Origin of the sequence: Taklimakanibacter lacteus (genome assembly GCA_003576695.1) — a bacterium.
GTDB classification, from domain to species: Bacteria; Pseudomonadota; Alphaproteobacteria; order Rhizobiales; family Aestuariivirgaceae; genus Taklimakanibacter; species Taklimakanibacter lacteus.
Map to the genome: position 1 here is coordinate 224095 of QOZQ01000008.1, position 20050 is coordinate 244144.

Genomic DNA, 20050 nt, shown 5'->3' on the forward strand with positions numbered 1-20050 from the left:
CCTACGGCGTGAGGATACCGGACCGCTTGACCGCTTCGGCAAAGATATGTGCATAGCGCTCCTGGCCCTTCGCCTCGGCCACCAGATCCTGGCGGAACTCGACCTGCAGGTAGTCGAGCCCGCGCGACAGCGCATGTTCGGGCGTCGAATAGTCCTGCGTCGGGTCCATGTCGTAGGGCTGGTTGTCGCCCACCACGAGGCCAGGCACCTCGCTGAGTGCCGCCAGCACCGGCGCCGTCGCGCGACGATCCTCGTTCGACGAGAGCGATATTTCCCACGGCCGATGCGTTCCGTCCATATGGTCCGTCATCGAATGTACCGACAGGAAGAGCGGTCTTTCTCCCTTTCGGCAACGCGACGTGATCACCTGCCGGCAGGCCGCATGATAGGGATTGAAATAGGCATCGATGCGCTTCTGCCGCTGCCCGGGACTCAAGCCTTCATTGGCGGGAATGATGATGCCGTCACTCATCGACGGAATGAGTGACGGATCATGGAGCTTGCGGTTGCAGTCGATAACCAGCCGCGAGGTTCCACTCAACACCGCCGGTGCATCGAATATCCGGGCCAGATGGCGCGCGATCGGCGCCGCTCCGATATCCCAGGCAATATGGCGCTGCATGTCGCCTTCGGCGACGCCGAGACAACCGACCTCGCCTGGCAGCGCGTTGCTCGCATGGTCACAGACAATGACGATCGCCGTCTTGCCCTCCGGGTTGAAGACGTCGAAAGGCGCAGTCCAGTTCATCTGATATTCTCGCGGCGCGGTATGATTCCGTCGGGATAGAAATAGAGTATCGCGATGACGATCGAGAGCGAGATGGCGTCGCGATAGGAGATCAGCGCGTCGGGCAGGAACGCGCGCAGCAGCACCTCGACCACGCCGAGGATGAAGCCGCCGGCGACCGCGCCGACCAGGCTTCCCATGCCGCCCAGCACCACGGCGATGAAGGCCTTGAGCACGGGCACGAAGCCCATCAGCGGATCGACCGAGCCGCGCTGGAACAGCCACAGGATGCCGGCAATGCCAGCCAGCACGCCCGATATGGCGAAGGCGACCGCGATGACCCGGTTGGCATTGAGGCCCATGAGGCGCGCGACATCGAAATCCTCCGCCGCCGCCCGCATGCCGATGCCGAGCAAGGTGGCACGGAAGAACAGCGTCAGGCCGATGAGCGACACTGCCGCGATGACGATGGAAAGAACCTGGATGGTGCCGATCTGGTGCGCCCCGATCGTCACCGCCCCCGCCAGCATGTCGGGGATCGGGATCGGCTTCGGCCGGGCCGAGATGAGATTCTGCATCAGCGTGTGCAGGATGGTGCTGACGGCGAAGCTGGTGAGCAGCATGATGGTGGGCGATGCTCGCCGGATCGGACGGAAGGCGACGCGCTCCATCGACAGCGCCAGCACGACCGCGAGACCCACGCCCATGCCGAGCGACAGGATGAAGGGGAAACCCGCGGCGATGCCGAAGAAGATGCCATAGCCGGTGGCGGTCATGAGCTCGCCATGGGCGAAGTTGATGAGCCCCATCACCGAGAAGACGATGGCAAGGCCCAGGGCCAGCAGCGCATAGGTGCCGCCGAGCGCCACCGCGTTCAGGAGTTGCTGCAGTACGATGTCCATGCGCCTCAGCCGGCCCCCAGGTAAAGACGCTGCAGCTCTTCATCCGCCCGCAGCGCCGCCGAGGCGCCCTCCTTGCCGATGCGGCCCTGCGCCAGCACGAGACCGCGCGCCGCGATATCGAGCGCCGTCTCGGCATTCTGCTCGACGATGAGCAGCGCGATGTCTTGCTTCTGCAGGGCTTTCAGGAAATCGAAGATCTGGTCCACCACATTGGGCGCGAGGCCGAGCGAGGGCTCGTCCAGCAGCAGCATGCGCGGCTCCGACATCAGGGCACGGGCAATGGCGAGCATCTGCTGCTCGCCGCCCGAGAGCGATCCGGCAAGCTGGTCGCGCCGCTCCGCCAGCTTGGGGAAGAGCGCATACATGCGCTCGCAATTCTCAAGCGTACGGCCGCGCAACTGGCGATTGGCGGCCGCCCCGATCTTGAGATTCTCCAGCACGCTGAGCTGGCTGAACACCCGGCGCCCTTCCGGCACCAGGGTCAGCCCGCGCCGCACGATGCTCGCCGTATCGGCCCGCTCGACCGCCTCACCGGCAAAGCTGATCCGCCCGGCGCTGCGCGGCGCTATGCCCATGAAGGCCTTGAGGATCGAGCTCTTGCCTGCCCCGTTGGCGCCCAGAAGCGCCACGATCTCGCCTTTCGCCACGGAGAAGCTGACGCCTCTGACCGCCTGGATCGGCCCGTAGGAAACTCTGAGATCGTGGACTTCGAGCATGGCAGGATTTACTGCGCCGCGGGAACGTCGGCGGCGGCCGGCGTCACCAGTTCGACCAGCGCCCTGGCGCCGCCCGTGACCTTGTTGAGCGCAACGGTGCGCAGCGGCACACGGTTCATGCCCTTGTATGTCATCGTGCCTGTTGCGACGGCAACATTCTCGAGCCCGTCGACCGCATCGCGCAGCGACTTGCCGTCGAGCTTGCCCTGGCTGGCCCCCACAGCAGCGTCCAACACCTTCACGATGTCATAGCCTGTCGCGACATAGAGCGTCTCAGGCTCCTTGCCCTTGGCCGCCTTGTAGTCGGCAAAGAACTTGGCCAGCGCCGAGCCTTCGGTGGCGAAGCCGGCATTGGTGAAGACGACCCCTTCGGCCACATCGCCAAGGGCGAGCGTCGTCGGTGAATCGATGCCGTCCGATCCCAGCACTGGCGTCGTGATGCCGGCGGCACGGAGCGCCTTGATGAAAGCCGGGAAATCCGGCTCATAGGCCGAGGTCATGATGACGTCGGGCGCCGGCGACAGGCCCTTGATCTTCGTCACCTCGGCGGCGAAATCCTGCTGACCCATCTTGTATTCGATGATGCCGGCGATGCTGCCGCCCTTTTTCTTGAACACTTCCACGAAATATTCCGGCAGTTTCTGGGTATAGGGCGTGTCCTTCGACAGCATGACGAAGGCGTTCTTGTAGCCCTGCTTCATTGCATAATCGCCAAGGGCGGCGGCCTGCAGATTGTCGGCGGTGTAGTTGGAGAACATGTATTCCCCGACAATGCCGGGCAGCGTTGGCGTCGAGGCGCAGGATGACATGGTCGGGATGCCCGCAGCCGCCGAGATCTGCCCCGCCGCCACAGCCGGATCGACATCGCAGGGCACGACCAGGAAATTGACGCCGGCGCCTGCCAGCTCTTGCGCGATGACGGCTGATTCCGCCGTCTCCGAGCGCATGTCGCGCGACACCAGCTCGATCTTGTATTTGCCTTGCAGGCCGCCCGCCTTGTTGATCTCGTCGACGCCGAAGGTGAGGCCGTCGAGCGAGGGCTGGTCATAGGGGGCGAGATAGCCGGTCAGCCCGCCGAGAAAACCGAGCTTGAACGTCTCCTCGGCATGGGCCGGCCCGCCGAGCATCATGGCGAGGCCCAGCGTGGCGACACCGAGGTTGAGTGATTTCCTGAACATCTGCTTCCTCCTTGTGTTTATGCTTGATTGCCGGCCAGCCTGGCATGGCGCCGGCCGAGATAGGCTTCCTGCACGTTCTTGTTGCCCTGGATCTCGTCGGGCGATCCTTCGGCGATCAGCGCCCCCTTGTTGAGCACCACGATGCGGTCGCACAGCGACATGATGAGCTTCATGTCGTGATCGACGATCAGGAGTCCGATATTGCGCTCGGCCACCAGCCGCTTGAGCGTCGCGAGGATGACGCCGGTCTCGACATCGTTCATGCCCGCCGTGGGCTCATCGAGCAGCAGGAAGGCCGGGGAAACGGCGACCGCGCGGGCGATCTCGACGCGCCGCTGCTGGCCGTAAGCCAGCGTGCCGGCGATATGGCCTGAGAGCTCGGCAATACCCATTTCGGCAAGGAGGTCCATCGCCCTGCCCGCCAGCGCATCGAGGCCTGATCCGCGCTCGGCATCGGCGAGCGCCGCCGTCACATTCTCGAGCACCGTCATATTGGCGAAGAGCCGCACCGTCTGGAAGGTGCGCCCGATGCCGAGGCGGGCGATCGCATGCGGCGCCAGGCCATTGAGGCTGAGCGTGCCGATCCTGATATCGCCGGAGGTCGCCGCGTGGGTGCCGGCAATACAGCCGAGCAGCGTCGTCTTGCCGGATCCGTTCGGCCCGATGAGGCCGACGATCTCGCCGCGGCGCACGCTGAGGCTTACATCGCTCACCGCGACAAGCCCGCCATAGCTCTTGGTGAGCTTCTGCACCGAAAGCACATCGCCGCCATCGTCGGCGCGCGCTTGCGCGGATGCCGCTGCCGGCAGCGCACGCTGGCGCCGCCAGGATTTCGGCAGGAAGGAATCGATCTCGCGGAAACCGAGAAGACCTGTCTGCCCGCCATAAAGGATGACCAGGATGGCGACGCTGAGGCCCACCTGGGTGAGGCCGAATATCTGCGGCACTTGCAGCCCGCCGAGGCTGAAGCCATTTTCGAGCCGGCGCAGGATTTCGATCAGCACCGTGATCACCACCGCGCCCGAGACGGCGCCGGTAACGCTCGCCATGCCGCCCACCACCATCATGGCGATGATCGAGAAGGTGAGGTCGAAATAGAAGCTCTTGGCCGAGAAGACGGTCAGCATATGGGCGAACATCGCGCCCGCGAGCCCGGAGAGAATGGCGCCGGCCACCCAGGCGCGCAGCCGCTCGGCCGGCACATCGATGCCGCAGGCGCGCGCCGCCGCATCATTGTCGCGCCCGGCCCTGAGCCTGATCCCGGTCACGGAATCGCGATAGAGCCGCGTTGCGATGATGGCGACGACTGCAAGCCCTACGGCCATCGGCAGGCCGACAAGCTTGGGCACGCCATACATGGCCTGGCTGCCGCGGGTAAAACCTTGCGCGCCGACGATGATCGAATTGACGATGATGAGAAGGCCCAAAGTCGCGATCGAGGCCGAAGTCGGGCTCATCCGCACCAGAGCGAGGCCGCTCGCCAAAGCGACGATGATGACGACGATGAGCGCCGCGGCGGTGGCGCTCCAGAAATCGAGCTGGATCGACTGGAGGAAAACCGGCAGCAGCGGCAGGTTGGCGGTCTTGATCGCCGGCGGCAGTGTCAGCGTGGCCGACACCTGGGCGCCGATCGCCATGAAGGCGACATTGCCGAAGCTGATGATGCCGGAATTGCCGCTGAACAGCGAAATGCCGAGCACCGCGATCAGCATGACGAGGAAATTGGTGGCCGTGAGGACCAGCGCGCCGCTGCCGGTCAGCGCGATGACGAGGCAGGGCAACGCCACAAGACCCGCCAGGAGTGCGGCGCCCGGCACGGCATCGACAGCAATAGCGCGCGACAATGTTGAGCCGAAGCTCATCCCTCACCCGTTCTTTTCTCCCCGTTTGCAAATCTAGGGTGAGCAAAAAGGCGATGTCAATATTTATTACGGAATTGACACAAATACTCCAAACTGTAAAAAATAATTCAATCCGTTTCGGACCCTGCCGGGCATCCTGACCGCCGGATCAGCATGCGCGCCGGGAAGAAGAGACGTAAGAATCCGGGACCTCGATGTCCCAGGGAGGAAATGAATGGCACGCAGAGCCCGCGCCGCGACAGCGGCGAAGAAAGGCCGGCCGGGCGCCGGTGATCCAGGCGAGATCGTTCTTCTGGTCTGGACCGACTATGTCGGCATTACCCGCTGCCGGGGCGTTCCCGTGGCCCAGTTCAAGGACCGTCACGCCACCGGCCTTGGCTGGGCGGTTGCCGGCCAGGCGCTGACTCCCTTCGAGGATATTGCCGACAATCCCTGGGGACCGATGACCGAGGTGCGCCAGACGCCGGTGCTCGCGACCGAGACCCGCATCGCGATCTGGGACGATGCGCCGGCCTTCCATTTCGCGCTGTGCGATTCGATGCTTGCCGGCAGGAACTGGGATTGCTGCGTACGCGGTCTCCTCAAGGACGCGCTTGCCGACCTCGAGAGCGAGACCGGCCTCTCTCTCGCTGCCGCCTTCGAGCATGAATTCCTCCTCTCCGGCAACAACCTGCCCTGGATCGTGCCCTTCTCGGTCGAGCAGATGCGCATGGTGGCGCCCTTCACGAGCGATCTCACCCGGGCGCTGCTCATAGCCGATGTCGGCCTCGAAACGGTCGAGCCTGAATATGGCGTGCGCCAATATGAGATCTCGTGCGGCCCGGCGATTGGCGTCGCCGCCGCCGACCGTTGCGTGATCACCCGCGAGGTCATTCGCGAAACGGCGCGCCGCCTGGGCTTCCGGGCGAGCTTCACCCCCAAGCCCACCCCGACCAGCGTCGGCAACGGCGCCCATGTCCATTTCAGCCTGGTCGACGCCAAGGGCGTGAACCGCACCTTCGATGCGGGGCAGCCTGCGCAGATTTCCATAGCGGCGCAGCGTTTCGCTGCCGGCGTCGTGCGCTACATGCCGGAATTCTGCGCGCTGGTGGCCCCCTCGCCCGTCTCCTATTTGCGGCTCGGCCCGCATCACTGGTCCTGCGGCTATGCCGCCTTCGGCGTGCAGAACCGCGAGGCGACGATCCGCGCCTGCCCCTCGCCCGATCCGGCCAAGTCGGCCAAGGCCTTCAATCTCGAGCTGCGCCCGCCCGATGCGACAGCGAGCCCCTATATGGTGTTGGCCGCCCTCGTGCGCGCCGGCCTCGAAGGCATTCGCCAGAAGCTGCCGCTGCCTGCGATGCTCGATCGCGATCCCGCTGATTATTCGCAGAGCGAGAGAGCAGCCCTTGGCGTGCGCCCCCTGCCTTCATCGCTCGGCGAAGCGCTCGACCTCATGCTGGCGAGCAAGACCGTTTCCTCCTGGCTGCCCGATGTCATGCGCGACTCCTATGTGGCGGTGAAGCGCAAGGAGATCGAGATGTTCGCCGAAGCGACGCCCGAAGCCATGTGCCAGAGATATCACGATGCCTATTGAGACGCTGCCGCTGATCGACCATCACTGCCACGGCATCTCGCCGGCGCAGCTCGACTGGAAGCAGTTCCAGGCGCTGTTCTCGGAAAGCTACCGCCCGCCGCCGCCCGGCACGAATGAATTCCAGAAGCCGCTCGGCCTCGCCATCCGCAGCTTCTGCGCACCGCTGCTCGATCTGGAACCGCATGTCTCGGGCGAGGCCTATGTGGAGAAACGCTTGGCCCTTGGTGCTGCCGAGGTGAACCGCCGCCTGATGCGCACTTCCCATCTAGACTGCCTCATCGTCGATACCGGCCATCGTTCCAGCGCCATTCACAGCTTCGAGGAAACCGGCGCCCTTGCCGGAAGGCCGGCACATGAGGTGGTGCGCATCGAGGCGATCATCGAGGAAGTCGCCGCCACCGGCGTCAGCGCGGAGAATTTCGCCAGGGCCTTTGCCGACCGGCTGGCCGAGCGCAGCGCCGGGGCCGTCGGCCTCAAATCGATCGTTGCCTATCGCTGCACTTTCGCCATTCCGCAGTCGGCGCCCGCCCCTGCGGAAATCGTCAAGGCCGTAGGCGCCTGGATGAAGGCTTCGCAGGCGGCGGGCAAGTTCCGCATCGGCGATCCAACCGTCATTCGCCATGGCCTGTGGGTCGGCGCCGAAATCTGCCGGGCGAAGAAGCTGCCATTGCAGCTCCATGTCGGCTTCGGCGACCCCGACATCTATATGCATGCCTGCGATCCGACCCACTTCACCGACTTCATCGCCGCCATGGAGAAATGGCAGGTACCGATTACGCTCCTCCACAACTGGCCGTTCCTCAAGGAAGCCCAATGGCTCTCCGAGGTGTTCGAGAATGTCTATTACGATGCCGGCGTCATTCTCAATTATGGCGCCGCTGAATCCGAGAACATCCTTCGCGAGGCGCTGCAGATCGGGAAGTTCCAGAAATTCCTGTTCTCGACCGACGCCTTCGGCCTGTCCGAGCTTTATTATCTGGGCGCCTTCCTGTTCCGCCGGGCGTTCCAGCGCATTCTCGACAGCTGGATCAGGGATGGCTTCTGCTCGGCGAAGGATGCGGACGAGATCGCAGCTCTCGTCGCCCGGACGAATGCGCGGCGTATCTATCAAGGCGTATGAGGACGCACTATGAGCACACATGACGTGATCGTCGTCGGCGCCGGCATTGCAGGTGCGGCGACCGCCTTCTTCCTGGCCGAGCGCGGCGCCAATGTCGCGCTGATCGAGATGAGCCACCCGGCCTCTGGCCCAACGGGGCGGTCATCGGCGGTGACCCACGCCTTCTATCTGCAAAGCGAGCTGTCGCGCCTCGCCATTGCCGGCGTAGGCACCTTGCGGCGCATCCCCGAGCTTACCAGCGAGGCGCCAGCGCACACAGAATGCGGCATGATGTGGGCCTGCGGCGCGGATTCGGCTCCGGCCTGGCGCGCCGCGGCGGAACGCATCACCACGGAGGGGTCGAGGATCGAGCCCATGTCGGCCGATGAGCTGGCGCGCCAGGCGCCCGGCATCGATCTCGACGGCATCGCGCTCGCTTTGTGGGAAGAGGCCTATGGCTATGGCGATCCCTATGGCGCCACCCATGCTTTGGTGAAGGGCGCCCGTCAGCGCGGCGCCACGGTCTATCTCAACCGCAAGGTCACGCGCCTCGTCCAGTCTTCCGGCAGGATCACCGGAGTCGAGACCGCAAATGGCGACAAGCTTTCAGCTCCCATCGTCATATCGGCGGCCGGCGTGTGGACGAAACCTCTGATCGCAGCTCAGGGCTATGAGCTGCCGATCCATGTCGAGCGCCATATCATGGCGGTGCTCGACGGCGGCGGCAAAGCGCGCGACTTCATGCCCTTCTCCTGGTGCGACGATCTCCTGTGCAATTATGCGCGTCCCGATGGCGACCGCGTCATCCTGGCGGGCGTCTGGGCGGGCGGCGGCACCGGTATCCGCAACCAGACTCTGGCGCGCCCCGAGATCGTCACCGACCCGGATGACTACCGCGCCGAGACGGATGAGGATGAATGCCTCGACTCCTTGAGCTTCCTCCTGCCGCGCTTCCCGCGCCTCGCCGAGCTTGGCGTCCGGCCGGGCTATGCCGGCCTCTATGACATGAGCCCGGACGACAATCCGATCATCGGACCGGTGCCCGGCATTGACGGGCTCTTCGTCATTTGCGGATCGAGCGGCCACGGCTTCAAGCTGGGCGCCGGCGTCGGTGAGGAAGTTGCCCGTCTCGTCACCGAGGGACGGTCCGAATTGCTGGCACCTTTCCGGGTCGATCGCTTCGCGGCTTAGAGCATGATCCGGAAAAGTGGAAACCGGTTTTCCGGAAAAATCATGCGCAAACAAAAAGCTAGAGCGTGATGGCGACTCGACGAAAAGCCATCATGCTCTAGGGATTACGAGAAGACGATACCGCCATCGACATTGAGCGTCTGGCCGGTGACGAAGGCGCTGTCATCCGAGCAGAAGAAGGCGACGGGGCCTACGACATCCTCCGGATCGCCGATGCGCGCCATCGCGGTCTTGGCCGCCCAGGCATTGCGGATCGCCGGATCGTCGAGATTGACGCGGCCCATATCGGTGAGGATGATGCCGGGGCACACGCAGTTCGCGGTGATGCCGATGGGCCCGAGCTCCTGCGCCAGCACGCGGGTGAAGCCCATCACGGCGGCCTTCGAGGCCGAGTAATGGGCCTGCTGCGGCGCGCCATGCTTGCCGCCGATCGAGGCGATGTTGCAGATGCGCCCATAGGCCTGGCGCTTCATGACCGGCAGCACGGCCTGGATGACGAGGAACGTGCCCTTGGCATTGACATCCATGACGCTGTCCCAATGCGTTTCGGCCAGGGTCTCGACCGATGCGGCGATGAGGATGCCGGCATTGTTGACGACGGCATGGATGCCGCCGAGCTCGGCCACCGCCTTTTCGACCATCGCCTCGACCTCGATCTTCTGCGACACATCGGCATGGAGCGCCACGGCACGGCGGCCGAGGGCGTGCACGGCCGCGGCGGCCTCGTCGAGCGCCTTGGCCTGGCGTGGAATATCGTTCAAGGCGAGATCGAAGCCGCGCTCGGCGAGGCCCAGCGCAATGGCGCGCCCTATTCCCCGGCTGGCTCCCGTCACCAGCGCCACGCGTCCCTTTCCAACGGTCATCCTCGTCTCCTTCACTTAGCCAAGCACGGTCTTCAGCGCCGGATAGAGCGCCTTGTAGCGGTGATAGATCTCGTCATAGAGGGCGGCTTCGCGCGGCCGCGGCTCGACCATCGATCCCGGCCGCACCATGGCGGCAATGCCGTCATCGATGGAGGCGAAGCGGCCGGCGCCATGCGCGGCCAGCACTGCCGAACCGGTCGAGGGCGCATCGGGCGAGGCCGGGATGCGCACCGGCAGGCCGGCCGTGTCGGCATGGATCTGCATCCACAGGCGCGACGCGGTGGCGCCGCCGCCGGCGGTGATCTCGGTGCTGCTGTAGCCGCCGGCCTTGAAGGCATCGAGAATGGCGCGCGTTCCGAAGCCGATGCCTTCCATGATGGCGCGGAAGATGTGATGCGGCTCATGCGCCAGCGTCAGCCCGACAATGGCGCCGCGCGACAGGGGATCGGTATAGGGCGTGCGGTTGCCCTGGAAATGATCCTGGACGATGAGGCCGTCGGAGCCCGGCTCCAGCGCTTCGGCCTTGCTGTTCATCTCCGCGAGGTCGAGCGTACCGCCGGTGATGCGCCTCAGCCAGTTGATGATCGATCCGGTCGAGGTCTGCCCGCCTTCGACGATGAAGCGGCCCGGATAGACGATGTCGGGATAGGCGCCCCACACGCCCGGCGCATGGATGGGCGCCTCGGTGACGCCGAACTGCAGATGCGATGAGCCGGTGATCAGCGCCAGCTGGCCGGGCTTCGCCACGCCGAGCCCGATCATGCCGATGAGCGCATCGGCCCCGCCCTGCACCACCTTGACCTTTGGGCTGAGGCCCAGAGCGGCAGCCGCCGCCGAGGTCAGCGTGCCCACGACCGCGCCTGGTGCCACGACGCGCTGCGGCCATTTCCCTTCGAGATCGCTGATATCGAGGCGCTTGAGGATGCCCCGCGCCCAGCCGCCCTCGCGGCTCGAATAATGCCAGCGCAAGCCCACATTATCGAGCGAGGCGCAACGCTCGCCGGTGAGCCTGAAAGTGAGGTAATCCTGATATTCGCAGATCGTTTCGGCGGCGGCGAAGACCTCGGGCTCGTGGCGCTTGAGCCACAGCGCCTTGGGGATCATCCATTCCGCCGAAACCGGCCCTCGCCCTGCCCCATTGATGGCGAGGCGCGCATCGCCCGTGGCAAGGACGGCATCGGCCTCTTCATGGGCGCGCACATCCATCCACAGAAGGGCCGGCCGCAGCGCCTGGCCGTTCTTGTCGAGCGCAACGACGGTGCAGCAGGTCGTCGCATAGGCCATCGCCTCGATCTGGGCGGCATCGATACGCGCCTCGGCAATGGCGCCGCGTGTCGCTGCGATCAGCGCCTGCCACCAGTCTTCGGGATTCTGCTCGGCCCGTGCGCCTGGAAAGAACCGCGTTTCATAGGGCACCGCCTTCGAGCCGAGGCACACGCCGTCAAGATCATAGATCCGCGCCCTGAGGCTTTCCGTTCCGCCATCCGCGGTCAGGTAATAGGCCATTCGCTCCTCCCTCGTTCAAGAGCTCAAGCCGGAGACCGATAGGCCTCCAGCGCCTTGCCGGCATACATCACGGCGGGTCCCCCGCCCATCTCGACCGCGACCTCCAGCGCCTCGACAAGTGCCGCCTCGCTCGCCCCATGCCGGATCGCGGCATCGACATGATAGAGAATGCAGTCCTCGCAGCCGGTCGCGACCGCGATGGCAACCGCCAGCAGTTCCTTGTCCGCCGCCTTGAAATGTCCCTCCTTCGTGGCGGCGCGGCTCACCTCGCTGAGCCCCTTCATGAGGCCAGGTGCTGCCTTGGCGAATGCGCCGAGGCGTGTCCTGGCGGCGGCGAGAGCTTGTTTCGTATCAGCCATGAACGACTCCTGTCAGAAGGCCAAGTGTTTCGCGTGGCGCATCCCAATGCGGCATATGCCCTGCCGACAGGAAATGCACCGCGACGCCGGATGGCAAGTTGAAGGCATGCGACGGTGGGATGATGCGATCATCCTTGCCGATGAGCGCCCGCACCGGCAGCTGCTCGATAAGCTTTGCCAGCGGGCGCAGGATGTCGATGCGTTGTCCCTGCGGACCGGCCAGCGCGTTGGCCAGGGTCTTGAGGCGGCCCTGCGCCAGCTGCGCGGCCATCGCGGCGAGTGCCGCGTCCGAAAGCCCCTCGCCCTTCGGTCCGAGCATACGCAGCAGATGCGCAACTTCCGCCGCTGTCGTTGCTTCGGCCATGCCGAAGATGAAGTCCTGCGCGATTTCGCGGCCCGTTCCGGCCGGCGCGACCAGCGTCAGGCTTGCCGCCTTGGCACCCAGTTGCTCGGCTATTCCCACGGCGACCGCAGCCCCGAGTGAATGGCCGACAAGATGAAGGGGACCGGCCAGTCCGGCGCTGAATTCCGCCAGAGCGGCAACGAGATCATCGAGATTTTGCGCCTCGGCCATGGTCGCGCCATGGGCGGGAAGATCGGGCACGATGGCGCAATGGCCGGCGCGCGCGAGACCGCTGGCCGTCGCCGCCCAGGTGCTGCGGTCCCCGGCAAATCCATGGATCAGCAGGAAGGTGGTGCTGCCTTCGCCGAGCTTGTCATAGGCGATCCGGCCGCTGGTGCGTCCGGTCCCGGACTGTGATGCTCGCTCGACATCCTCCCGTTCGATGCGGCCGCGCCGGCCAGTCCCCTGCAGCGCTTCCAGGGCAAGACCGGCCTTCCGCGCCAGGCGGCGGGCCACCGGCGTCGCGCGCGGCCGCCCGCTGGTCAAAGGCGCAGGCGGCGGTGGCGCGCTTGCCGTGACGCCAGCCGAAGCCGGAGCATCGACGCTCGGCACATCAGCTGCCGCACTCTCCCAGTCATGCATATTCGTCACCACGGCCCGCGCGATCGGATTGCCGACCGTGACCCGGTCTCCGTCGCCGGCGAGTGTCTCCTCGAGCACGCCGTCGCCCAATGCCGGAAACTCGACCACCGTCTTGTCGGTCTCGATCTCGACGATCGCCTGGCCGCGCTTGAAGCTTTGCCCGGGAGAAACCAGCCAGCCGACGATGGTGCCTTCCTCCATCGTCTCGCCGAGCCGCGGCATGGTGAGTATGCGTGTGCTCATGCGAGCAACCGCCCCGCCATTTCGGCGATGAGCTGCGGGCCGGGCACCGAACCGCTTTCGAGAGCCGGCGACACGGATATCGGAATATCCTCGCCCGCCACCCTGATCACCGGCTCTTCGAGGAAATCGAAGCACTCTTCCGAGATGCGCGCCGCGAGCTCGGCCGCGACACCGGCCGTCATCGCGCCCTCCGAGACCACCATGGCGCGGCCGATGCGCTCGACATGCTCGCGGATCGTGTCGAAATCGAGCGGATTGAGCGTGCGCAGGTCGATGACGGTCGCCTCGATGCCTTTGGCCGACAGCGCCTTGGCGGCGTCCATGACATAATGGAGCTGGCGCGAATAGGTGACGATCACCAGATCCTTGCCCTGGCGTCGCACCGCAGCCTTCCCCCAGGCCGGCGGCCTGGCGCCGAGATCCACATCTTCCTTCATCGTATAGAGCGCCTTATGCTCGATGAAGACGACCGGATCGGGCCTCTCCAGCGCCTGGCGCAGCAGGTGATAGGCGTCCGCAACCGTCGCCGGCATGGCAAGCCTGAGGCCCGGCGTGTGCATCACATAGGCTTCGAGACTCTGCGAATGCTGCGCGCCCGCCGAGCGCCCGGTGCCGCCCTGGGTCCTCAGCACCATCGGCACGCCGATCTGGCCGCCGAACATGTAGCGGATCTTCGCCGCCTGGTTCGCCAGCTGGTCCATCGTCATGCCAAGAAAATCGACATACATGAGCTCGGCCACCGGACGCAGGCCGGTCATGGCGGCGCCGACCGCCGCCCCGACAATGGAGGGTTCCGAGATCGGCGTATCGATCACCCGCTCAGGTCCGAATTCCTTGATCAGGTCCTTGGTCACGCCATAGGCGCCGCCATAGCGGCCGACCTCTTCGCCGAGGATGACGATATCGGGATTCTCGGTCATGGCATCCGCCAGCGCCTTGCGCAACGCGTCGCGGTAAGTCAGTTCAGCCATTCTCTTGCTCCGTTGCGAGCACGCGGTTGAGGCGGGTGCGGACCGGCTCGGGCTCGGGCTCCGAGGGATCGAACACGTCGCGGAACATCGAGGCGAGCGGCGGCTCGTTCTGGGCGATGGTGAAATCGATGGTGGCATCCATTTCCCTGGCGATCTCGCTGTCGAGCGCATCGAGCTCAGCGGCCTTCACCAGCCCGCGCTCGATCAGCCTTGCGCGGGCGAATGCCACCGGGTCGCGCTGGCGGCCTGCTTCTTCCTCCGCCGCATCGCGATAGGGCGACTTGTCCTTGCGCGCATGGCCATAGAAGCGATAGCAGGACACGGCGAGAAAGCCGGGCTTGCCGGCACGTGCCGCATCCACCAGCCGGCGCGCAGCTTCCGCCACCTCCTCCACATCGAGCCCGTCCACGCTTTCGCCATTAAGGCCGAAAGCGATGGCGCGCTCATGCAGCGCGGTATTGGCGGTCGCCTGGTCGATCCGCGTGCCCATGCCATACTGGTTGTTGATGCAGGCGAAGAGCACCGGCAGGCCCCACAGCGCCGCCATGTTCATGCTCTCATAGAGTACGCCCTGCCCGGTGGCGCCATCGCCGAAGAACGCGACCGAAACAGCGTTGTTGCGCTTGCGCCGCGCCGAGAGACCGGCGCCGACAACGGCCGGAATGCCGCCGCCGACAATGGCATTGGCGCCGAGATGGCCGAGGCCCATATCGGCAATATGCATCGAGCCGCCCTTGCCATGGCAGTAGCCCGCTTCCTTGCCGCCGATCTCGGCCATCATGCGCTTTGGGTCGGCGCCGCGCGCCAGGAAGATGCCATGGCCTCTATGATGGGTGGTGAAGGTGTCCTGCGGCTTCATTGCTGCGGTGATGCCAGCCGCCGCACTTTCCTCGCCGATCGAGAGATGCAGCATCGAGCCCGCCGTCTGCCCGCGCACGAAGAGTTCACCCACCCGCTCCTCGAAGCTGCGCACCCGGCGCATGGTGCGATAGAGCTCCGGCAGGTCGGAATTGGTTTTTGTGCCGGGAGCGGATGCCCCCTTTGGCTTGCTCATGCGTAACTCCGGAGTCTAGAGAAGATTGAGCTTCGTGGTGCGCGATACGACCGCGACCGCGGTCAGGATGATGATGCCTTTGACGATGGACTGGATATAGGTGTCCATCCCCAGAAGATTGAGCCCGTTGTTGATGATGCCGATGAACAGCGCGCCGAAGAAGGTGCCGACCACGGTCGCCGTTCCCGGGCGCAGCATGGTCATGCCGATGAAGACGGTGGCAAGCCCGTCGAGAAGATAGCGCTCGCCGGCATTGGGCTGGCCCGAGCCCAGCCGCGAGGCGAGCAGCATGCCGGCGACCGTCGCGAAGACGGCGCACACGACGAGCGCCGCGATACGGTATCCCCGCACATTGATGCCGGAGAGCTCGGCCGCCTTGCGGTTGCCGCCGACCGCATAGATGTAGCGCCCGAAGACGGTGCGCTCCATCACGAACCACGCGACGATGACCGCAATCAGCATCAGGATGGCAAGCACCGGGACGCCACCGACCCGCCCCTGGCCCAGCCACAGATAGGCCTCGGGCAATCCGCCGTAGATCGCGCGCCCGCCGGTGAGGATGAAGCTGATTCCGAACAGGATGGAGGCGGTTGCAAGTGTCGCGATCAGCGAAGGAATGCCGACGATCGTGACCAGCGCGGCGTTGACGCCGCCGATCACAAGGCCCGCCCCTATTCCGGCAAGCAGGGCCAGAGGCAGCGCCACGTCCTTGGTGAGAAGCAAGGGCACCAGGATGCCGGCGAGGCCGACCGCGAATCCGACCGACAGGTCCATCTCGCGCGCCGCGAAGCCGAAAGTGAGTCCGACGCCGACGATCGTCAGGATCGAGATCTGCTGCGCGATATTGAGAAGATTCTGCGGCTGCAGGAAGCGGTCGACCGTGGCGGCGAAGATGAGGAAGATCAGCACCAGCACGACGACGGTGCTGTAGCGCTGGACATGGTCCTTGCGCACGATGCCGAGCACAAGGTCACGCGACGGAGCGGTTCCGGCGCTCGTGGAGGTCATGCGGATTCTCCTGACATGGCGGTAATGAAGGCGCTCTCCGAGAATTGCGCCCTGGTGAGCTCCGGACCGGCCGCCTGGTTGACGAACGGGATGACGCGGTCGGCCATCGTTTCGATTTCGATCAGGTCGGAGGATGCGATGAGGATGGCGACGCCCAGGCCCGCAAGGCGGCGCATCTCGGCATAGATCTCGGCCTTGGCCCCCACATCGACACCTTCGGTCGGCTCGATGAAGATCATCACCTTGTAGCGGTTGCCGGCGCCATAGAGCCACTTGCCGATCGAGATCTTCTGCTTGTTGCCGCCGGAGAGCGTGTTGAGCTGCTGGGCCGAGGAATGGGCCTTCACATTGAGGAGCCGCATGATGCGCTGGGCTTCGCTTTCCTCGCGCCGGCGCGACAGCACGCCCGTCGTCAGCACCGCGTGCTGGGGATGCACCATGGCCAGGTTCTCGCGCAGCTCCCATTCCCCGATCAGGGCATTCTCCATCCGGTGATCGGGAACCAGCGCCACGCCCATGTCGCGCATGGTCCGCGCTCTGTGCAGTGCTACGGCACGCCCGCCCACCTCGCAACTCTCGTAGTGCACGCCCGCCGGATTGTAGAGCGAGCGGGCGAAGCCGAAATGTCCGGAGCCCGTGAGGCCGATGAGGCCGACAATCTCGCCGGCGCGGATATGGAATTGCGGCACCTGCAGCCGCCCGGCCCGCCAGCCTTTGACGCTGAGCGCGACAGCGCCCTCGGCGCGGGCGGCGGCAGCTGCCTGTTCCTTGGACTTGCCGCTTTCGCCCGACCGCCGCAGCATGAGATCGACGAGCTGGCTTTCGCTCAATCGGCCGGCCGCTTCGGTCACCACATGGCGGCCATCGCGCAGCACCGTGATACGGTCGCTCAGCGCCTTGATCTCGGACAGGAAGTGACTGATCAGGATCACCCCCACGCTCTGCCTGGGCAGGCTGCGGATGATGCTCCACAATTGCTCCTTCTCGCGCGCCGGCAATGTGGCGGTGGGTTCATCGAGGATGAGCAGACGGATATCGCCACGCAAGGCGCGCACGATCTCGATCACCTTGCGGTCGGCGACGGGCAGGCTTGCCACCGGTTCGGCAAGATTGATGACGACTTGCGGAAACCAGCGCTTCACCAGCGCGGCCGCGTCGTTCCTGAGCTTCCCCGCGGCGATCACCCCCGCACGGCGTGGTTCGGCGCCGAGCAGGATATTCTCGGCGCCGCTCAACCCCGCCACCAGGCTACCTTCCTGGCTGACATGGGCGATGCCGCGCAGGAGCGCATCGCGCGGGCTCTTCAGGCGCACGCTTTCTCCGCCGATGGCGATCGAGCCCGAGGTCGGTGGCAGGCTGCCACCGAGGATATTGACGAGTGTCGACTTGCCGGCCCCGTTCTCGCCGATGAGGCCATGCACTTCATCGACACGGAAGGTGACGCTCACGCGGTCGAGCGCGCGCGTTCCCGGGAATTGCATGGTGATGTCGGTGAGGCACGTTTCCATTTCGGCCATCGCAAGGCTCAAAATAAGAGGAGCGGCGCCGCCAGGGCAACGCCGCTCCCTTATAAGTGGCTTACTTGAGGAAGTCCTTGCAGTTGCGCTTGGTCACCAGCGGCGCGTCCATATAGACGGTCTTGGCCGGGACGACCTCCTCCGTCGGCTTGCCGTTGACGACGATCGCCTCGATCCATTCGCCAAGCATCTTGCCCATGCCCTCGAAGGGCTGCGAGACGGTGGCGATCATCATGCTGTCGGGCTTGCAGACTTCGGCGACGGCTTGCGGATGTCCATCGATGCCGATGACCTTCACATCCGTGATCCCCGCCGCCTTGAGCGCGTTGATCGCGGCCTGCGCCGGCTCATCCCAGGGCGCCCAGACGGCGTTGATTTCCTTGCCGAAACGGGCGGCATAGTCTTCCATCGTCTTCGAGGTGTCCTCGAAGAAGGCGGTGTAGTCGATATTATGCTCGGCCAGCACCTTCACATCCGGATATTCCTTCAGCACCTGCGCCATCACGTCGCCGCGCTTGCGCGTGCCGTGATGCTCGGCCATGCGCAGGAAGACGATGTTGCCCTTGCCGCCCAACTGGTCGAGCAGATAGGGCGAGACGTCGGCCGACATGGCCCAGTTGTTGGTGGTGATGTCGGCGACCACGCCATCGACATAGCCCGAATCGACCGCGAAGACCGGGATCTTGGCGGCACGGGCCGCATCGAGCGCCGCGCGCGAGGCGCGCAGATCCGCCATGGTGATGATGATGGCACCAACGCCGCGGCTCGCCGCGTCCTGGATGTTGGACGCGGTCTGCTCGCCCGAGCCGCCGCTGTCGAGCAGATTGACCTTCCAGTCGCCCTTGTTGGTTTCCTTGAGCCAGGCATCGAAGCCGGCCTTCACGCGCTGTTCCGACTGCGCTGCGGCATTCGAGTGAACCCAGGCGATATCGAGCGCATTCGCGGGCATCGCCATGACACCTGTCATCAGGACAGCCGCTATCATTCCGGCAAACCGGGTTTTCATGTCTAATTTCCTCCCATCGGGCAAAATCGTTAGTGCTTGCGGCGGGGTGGATTTACCCGTCCGCGATCATGAAATTAAGGGTCGTATTACAATTGTCAACATGAAATACATTTGTCATGACATGCTGACGAGCCCGGCTGCGCGTCGGGTATTTCGAAGCTCAATCTTTTGAGGCAGTTACCTGTCGCGCTCGAATCGGCTCAATTCGGTTCCGGGCGATGGGATTTGGAGAGAAGGTCGTGCCGCAGGACAGAGAACCCGCCCTCGAGGATGAGATGCTGATGGCGCGTGCCGCCTGGCTCTATTATGTCGGCGGCCTCAACCAGGAAGCGACCGCCAGGCGCCTCGGCATCACCCGCGCGCGGGTCAACAAGCTGCTTCAGGACGCGCGCGAGACCGGCCTCGTCAGCATCACGATCAACCCGACCAATGTCGGCCTCTTGCCGGTGGAGGAAGAGATCCGCATCAGGTTCGGGCTCGATTTCTGCATCTGCACGCCGGCTCTCGGATCAGACCGCAAGGGGGACGAAGCCAGCGAAGTCCTGCAGGGTTTTGCTTTCCGCGCCGTGGGCGCCGCGGCCGCATCGCATCTGCGTAGCCATCTCGCCGAGAAGGAAGATGCGGTGATCGGCACGGGCTGGGGCCGCACGTTGCAGCAAATGACCTTGCAGCTCGCCGGTGTGAAGGCGCCGCGCGCGCGGTTCATCAGCATGATGGGATCGCTGACCGCCAACTCCGCCTATAATCCCTTCGAGGTGGTGCATGCTTTCGCCCGCGCGACTGGCGGCGAAGGCTTCGTGCTGCCGGTGCCCTTCATCGCCGACAGTGTCGAGGACCGCAAGGTCCTGCTGTCGCAGCGCAGCGTGCAGCGGGCGCTCGAGATCGGCCGCTCGGCGACCGTCGCCTATATCTCGATCGGCGAGCTCACCGAGGACTCCCTGCTCCGCCGGCAGAAGATGCTGACCTCGGCCGAGCTTGTCGAATTGCGGGCTGCGGGCGCGGTCGGCGACACCAATGGCATCTTCTTCGACGATGATGGCCGCCCGGTCGATCACCCGCTCAATCATCGCACTCTGGCGCTCGGCCTGGATGAGTTGCGGAAGGCCAATGCGGTGGGCCTCATTGCCGGGCGCAGCAAGCTGCGCGCCGCGCATGCTTTCCTCAAGAGCGGCACGGCCAGGGGCCTCATCATCGATGGCGATACGGCGCTACTCCTGATGAAGGAGATAAGATAGAGCCCAAACGAAAACGGCGGGGATAACCCCGCCGTTCTGAAGCTCGATAGAAGAG

General features: G+C 65.0%; 18 protein-coding genes. 4 read left to right on the top strand and 14 right to left on the bottom strand.

From position 1 onward, the window contains the following. Position 1: 1 nt before the first annotated feature. From DT068_RS17695 to DT068_RS17715, 5 genes are read right to left on the bottom strand one after another with little or no spacing between them, the layout of a single operon-like run. Complete coding sequence (locus DT068_RS17695) at positions 2-748, bottom strand: N-formylglutamate amidohydrolase (RefSeq protein ID WP_119391196.1); 747 nt, start codon at positions 746-748, stop codon at positions 2-4. Continuing rightward, positions 745-1629, bottom strand: coding sequence for a branched-chain amino acid ABC transporter permease (locus DT068_RS17700; RefSeq protein ID WP_368904794.1), 885 nt, complete (start codon positions 1627-1629; stop codon positions 745-747). Before DT068_RS17700 ends, DT068_RS17695 begins: the two co-directional genes overlap by 4 nt. Positions 1630-1634: 5 nt before the next feature. Beyond that, a complete protein-coding gene (locus tag DT068_RS17705; protein WP_119391197.1) occupies positions 1635-2345 on the bottom strand; it encodes an ABC transporter ATP-binding protein in 711 nt (236 codons plus the stop codon). An 8-nt stretch (positions 2346-2353) separates the two neighbouring features. Beyond that, complete coding sequence (locus tag DT068_RS17710; protein WP_119391198.1) at positions 2354-3523, bottom strand: ABC transporter substrate-binding protein; 1170 nt, start codon at positions 3521-3523, stop codon at positions 2354-2356. A gap of 17 nt (positions 3524-3540) precedes the next feature. After that, entirely contained in the window at positions 3541-5385 is a 1845-nt protein-coding gene (locus tag DT068_RS17715) for a branched-chain amino acid ABC transporter ATP-binding protein/permease (protein WP_119391199.1), read from the bottom strand. Between the two features lie 214 nt (positions 5386-5599). On the opposite strand from DT068_RS17715, the gene DT068_RS17720 reads away from it, so the two are divergent. From DT068_RS17720 to DT068_RS17730, 3 genes are read left to right on the top strand one after another with little or no spacing between them, the layout of a single operon-like run. Further along, on the top strand, positions 5600-6958 hold the full coding sequence (locus DT068_RS17720; RefSeq protein ID WP_119391200.1) for a type I glutamate--ammonia ligase: 1359 nt from the start codon (positions 5600-5602) through the stop codon (positions 6956-6958). Further along, positions 6948-8078, top strand: a complete 1131-nt coding sequence (locus DT068_RS17725; RefSeq protein ID WP_119391201.1) for an amidohydrolase family protein — start codon at positions 6948-6950, stop codon at positions 8076-8078. The genes DT068_RS17720 and DT068_RS17725 overlap by 11 nt, the downstream gene beginning before the upstream one ends. Before the next feature lie 9 nt (positions 8079-8087). Further along, positions 8088-9248, top strand: a complete 1161-nt coding sequence (locus DT068_RS17730) for an NAD(P)/FAD-dependent oxidoreductase (protein WP_119391202.1) — start codon at positions 8088-8090, stop codon at positions 9246-9248. A 104-nt stretch (positions 9249-9352) separates the two neighbouring features. On the opposite strand, the gene DT068_RS17735 is transcribed toward DT068_RS17730, so the two are convergent. The 9 genes from DT068_RS17735 to DT068_RS17775 all read right to left on the bottom strand — a co-directional run bounded on the left by DT068_RS17735 (position 9353) and on the right by DT068_RS17775 (position 18709). Then, a complete protein-coding gene (locus DT068_RS17735; protein ID WP_119391203.1) occupies positions 9353-10111 on the bottom strand; it encodes an SDR family NAD(P)-dependent oxidoreductase in 759 nt (252 codons plus the stop codon). A gap of 15 nt (positions 10112-10126) precedes the next feature. Next, entirely contained in the window at positions 10127-11617 is a 1491-nt protein-coding gene (locus DT068_RS17740) for an FGGY-family carbohydrate kinase (RefSeq protein ID WP_119391204.1), read from the bottom strand. A 23-nt stretch (positions 11618-11640) separates the two neighbouring features. Continuing rightward, positions 11641-11976: a carboxymuconolactone decarboxylase family protein gene (locus tag DT068_RS17745; RefSeq protein WP_119391205.1), complete on the bottom strand. Its 336-nt coding sequence runs from the start codon at positions 11974-11976 to the stop codon at positions 11641-11643. Continuing rightward, entirely contained in the window at positions 11969-13204 is a 1236-nt protein-coding gene (locus DT068_RS17750; RefSeq protein ID WP_119391206.1) for an acetoin dehydrogenase dihydrolipoyllysine-residue acetyltransferase subunit, read from the bottom strand. The genes DT068_RS17745 and DT068_RS17750 overlap by 8 nt, the downstream gene beginning before the upstream one ends. Continuing rightward, on the bottom strand, positions 13201-14175 hold the full coding sequence (locus tag DT068_RS17755; RefSeq protein ID WP_119391207.1) for an alpha-ketoacid dehydrogenase subunit beta: 975 nt from the start codon (positions 14173-14175) through the stop codon (positions 13201-13203). Before DT068_RS17755 ends, DT068_RS17750 begins: the two co-directional genes overlap by 4 nt. Beyond that, the gene (locus DT068_RS17760; protein ID WP_368904795.1) at positions 14168-15229 is read right to left on the bottom strand and encodes a thiamine pyrophosphate-dependent dehydrogenase E1 component subunit alpha; all 1062 of its coding nucleotides are present in this window, start codon (positions 15227-15229) and stop codon (positions 14168-14170) included. The genes DT068_RS17755 and DT068_RS17760 overlap by 8 nt, the downstream gene beginning before the upstream one ends. Positions 15230-15244: 15 nt before the next feature. After that, positions 15245-16237 carry an ABC transporter permease gene (locus tag DT068_RS17765; protein ID WP_119391208.1) on the bottom strand — a complete coding sequence of 331 codons (993 nt, stop codon included), beginning with the start codon at positions 16235-16237 and terminating at the stop codon, positions 15245-15247. Further along, the gene (locus DT068_RS17770) at positions 16234-17754 is read right to left on the bottom strand and encodes a sugar ABC transporter ATP-binding protein (protein ID WP_368904796.1); all 1521 of its coding nucleotides are present in this window, start codon (positions 17752-17754) and stop codon (positions 16234-16236) included. Before DT068_RS17770 ends, DT068_RS17765 begins: the two co-directional genes overlap by 4 nt. 61 nt (positions 17755-17815) lie before the next feature. After that, on the bottom strand, positions 17816-18709 hold the full coding sequence (locus DT068_RS17775) for a sugar ABC transporter substrate-binding protein (RefSeq protein WP_368904797.1): 894 nt from the start codon (positions 18707-18709) through the stop codon (positions 17816-17818). A gap of 290 nt (positions 18710-18999) precedes the next feature. Between DT068_RS17775 and DT068_RS17780 the strand changes: the two genes are divergently transcribed. After that, positions 19000-19995, top strand: a complete 996-nt coding sequence (locus DT068_RS17780; protein WP_368904798.1) for a sugar-binding transcriptional regulator — start codon at positions 19000-19002, stop codon at positions 19993-19995. Positions 19996-20050 lie beyond the last annotated feature (55 nt).

Bases quoted from the DNA above. Each gene is read 5' to 3' on its own strand.
- DT068_RS17695 (WP_119391196.1), bottom strand. From the start codon at position 748: ATGAACTGGACTGCGCCTTTCGACGTCTTCAACCCGGAGGGCAAGACG.
- DT068_RS17700 (WP_368904794.1), bottom strand. From the start codon at position 1,629: ATGGACATCGTACTGCAGCAACTCCTGAACGCGGTGGCGCTCGGCGGC.
- DT068_RS17705 (WP_119391197.1), bottom strand. From the start codon at position 2,345: ATGCTCGAAGTCCACGATCTCAGAGTTTCCTACGGGCCGATCCAGGCG.
- DT068_RS17710 (WP_119391198.1), bottom strand. From the start codon at position 3,523: ATGTTCAGGAAATCACTCAACCTCGGTGTCGCCACGCTGGGCCTCGCC.
- DT068_RS17715 (WP_119391199.1), bottom strand. From the start codon at position 5,385: ATGAGCTTCGGCTCAACATTGTCGCGCGCTATTGCTGTCGATGCCGTG.
- DT068_RS17720 (WP_119391200.1), top strand. From the start codon at position 5,600: ATGGCACGCAGAGCCCGCGCCGCGACAGCGGCGAAGAAAGGCCGGCCG.
- DT068_RS17725 (WP_119391201.1), top strand. From the start codon at position 6,948: ATGCCTATTGAGACGCTGCCGCTGATCGACCATCACTGCCACGGCATC.
- DT068_RS17730 (WP_119391202.1), top strand. From the start codon at position 8,088: ATGAGCACACATGACGTGATCGTCGTCGGCGCCGGCATTGCAGGTGCG.
- DT068_RS17735 (WP_119391203.1), bottom strand. From the start codon at position 10,111: ATGACCGTTGGAAAGGGACGCGTGGCGCTGGTGACGGGAGCCAGCCGG.
- DT068_RS17740 (WP_119391204.1), bottom strand. From the start codon at position 11,617: ATGGCCTATTACCTGACCGCGGATGGCGGAACGGAAAGCCTCAGGGCG.
- DT068_RS17745 (WP_119391205.1), bottom strand. From the start codon at position 11,976: ATGGCTGATACGAAACAAGCTCTCGCCGCCGCCAGGACACGCCTCGGC.
- DT068_RS17750 (WP_119391206.1), bottom strand. From the start codon at position 13,204: ATGAGCACACGCATACTCACCATGCCGCGGCTCGGCGAGACGATGGAG.
- DT068_RS17755 (WP_119391207.1), bottom strand. From the start codon at position 14,175: ATGGCTGAACTGACTTACCGCGACGCGTTGCGCAAGGCGCTGGCGGAT.
- DT068_RS17760 (WP_368904795.1), bottom strand. From the start codon at position 15,229: ATGAGCAAGCCAAAGGGGGCATCCGCTCCCGGCACAAAAACCAATTCC.
- DT068_RS17765 (WP_119391208.1), bottom strand. From the start codon at position 16,237: ATGACCTCCACGAGCGCCGGAACCGCTCCGTCGCGTGACCTTGTGCTC.
- DT068_RS17770 (WP_368904796.1), bottom strand. From the start codon at position 17,754: ATGGCCGAAATGGAAACGTGCCTCACCGACATCACCATGCAATTCCCG.
- DT068_RS17775 (WP_368904797.1), bottom strand. From the start codon at position 18,709: ATGGCGATGCCCGCGAATGCGCTCGATATCGCCTGGGTTCACTCGAAT.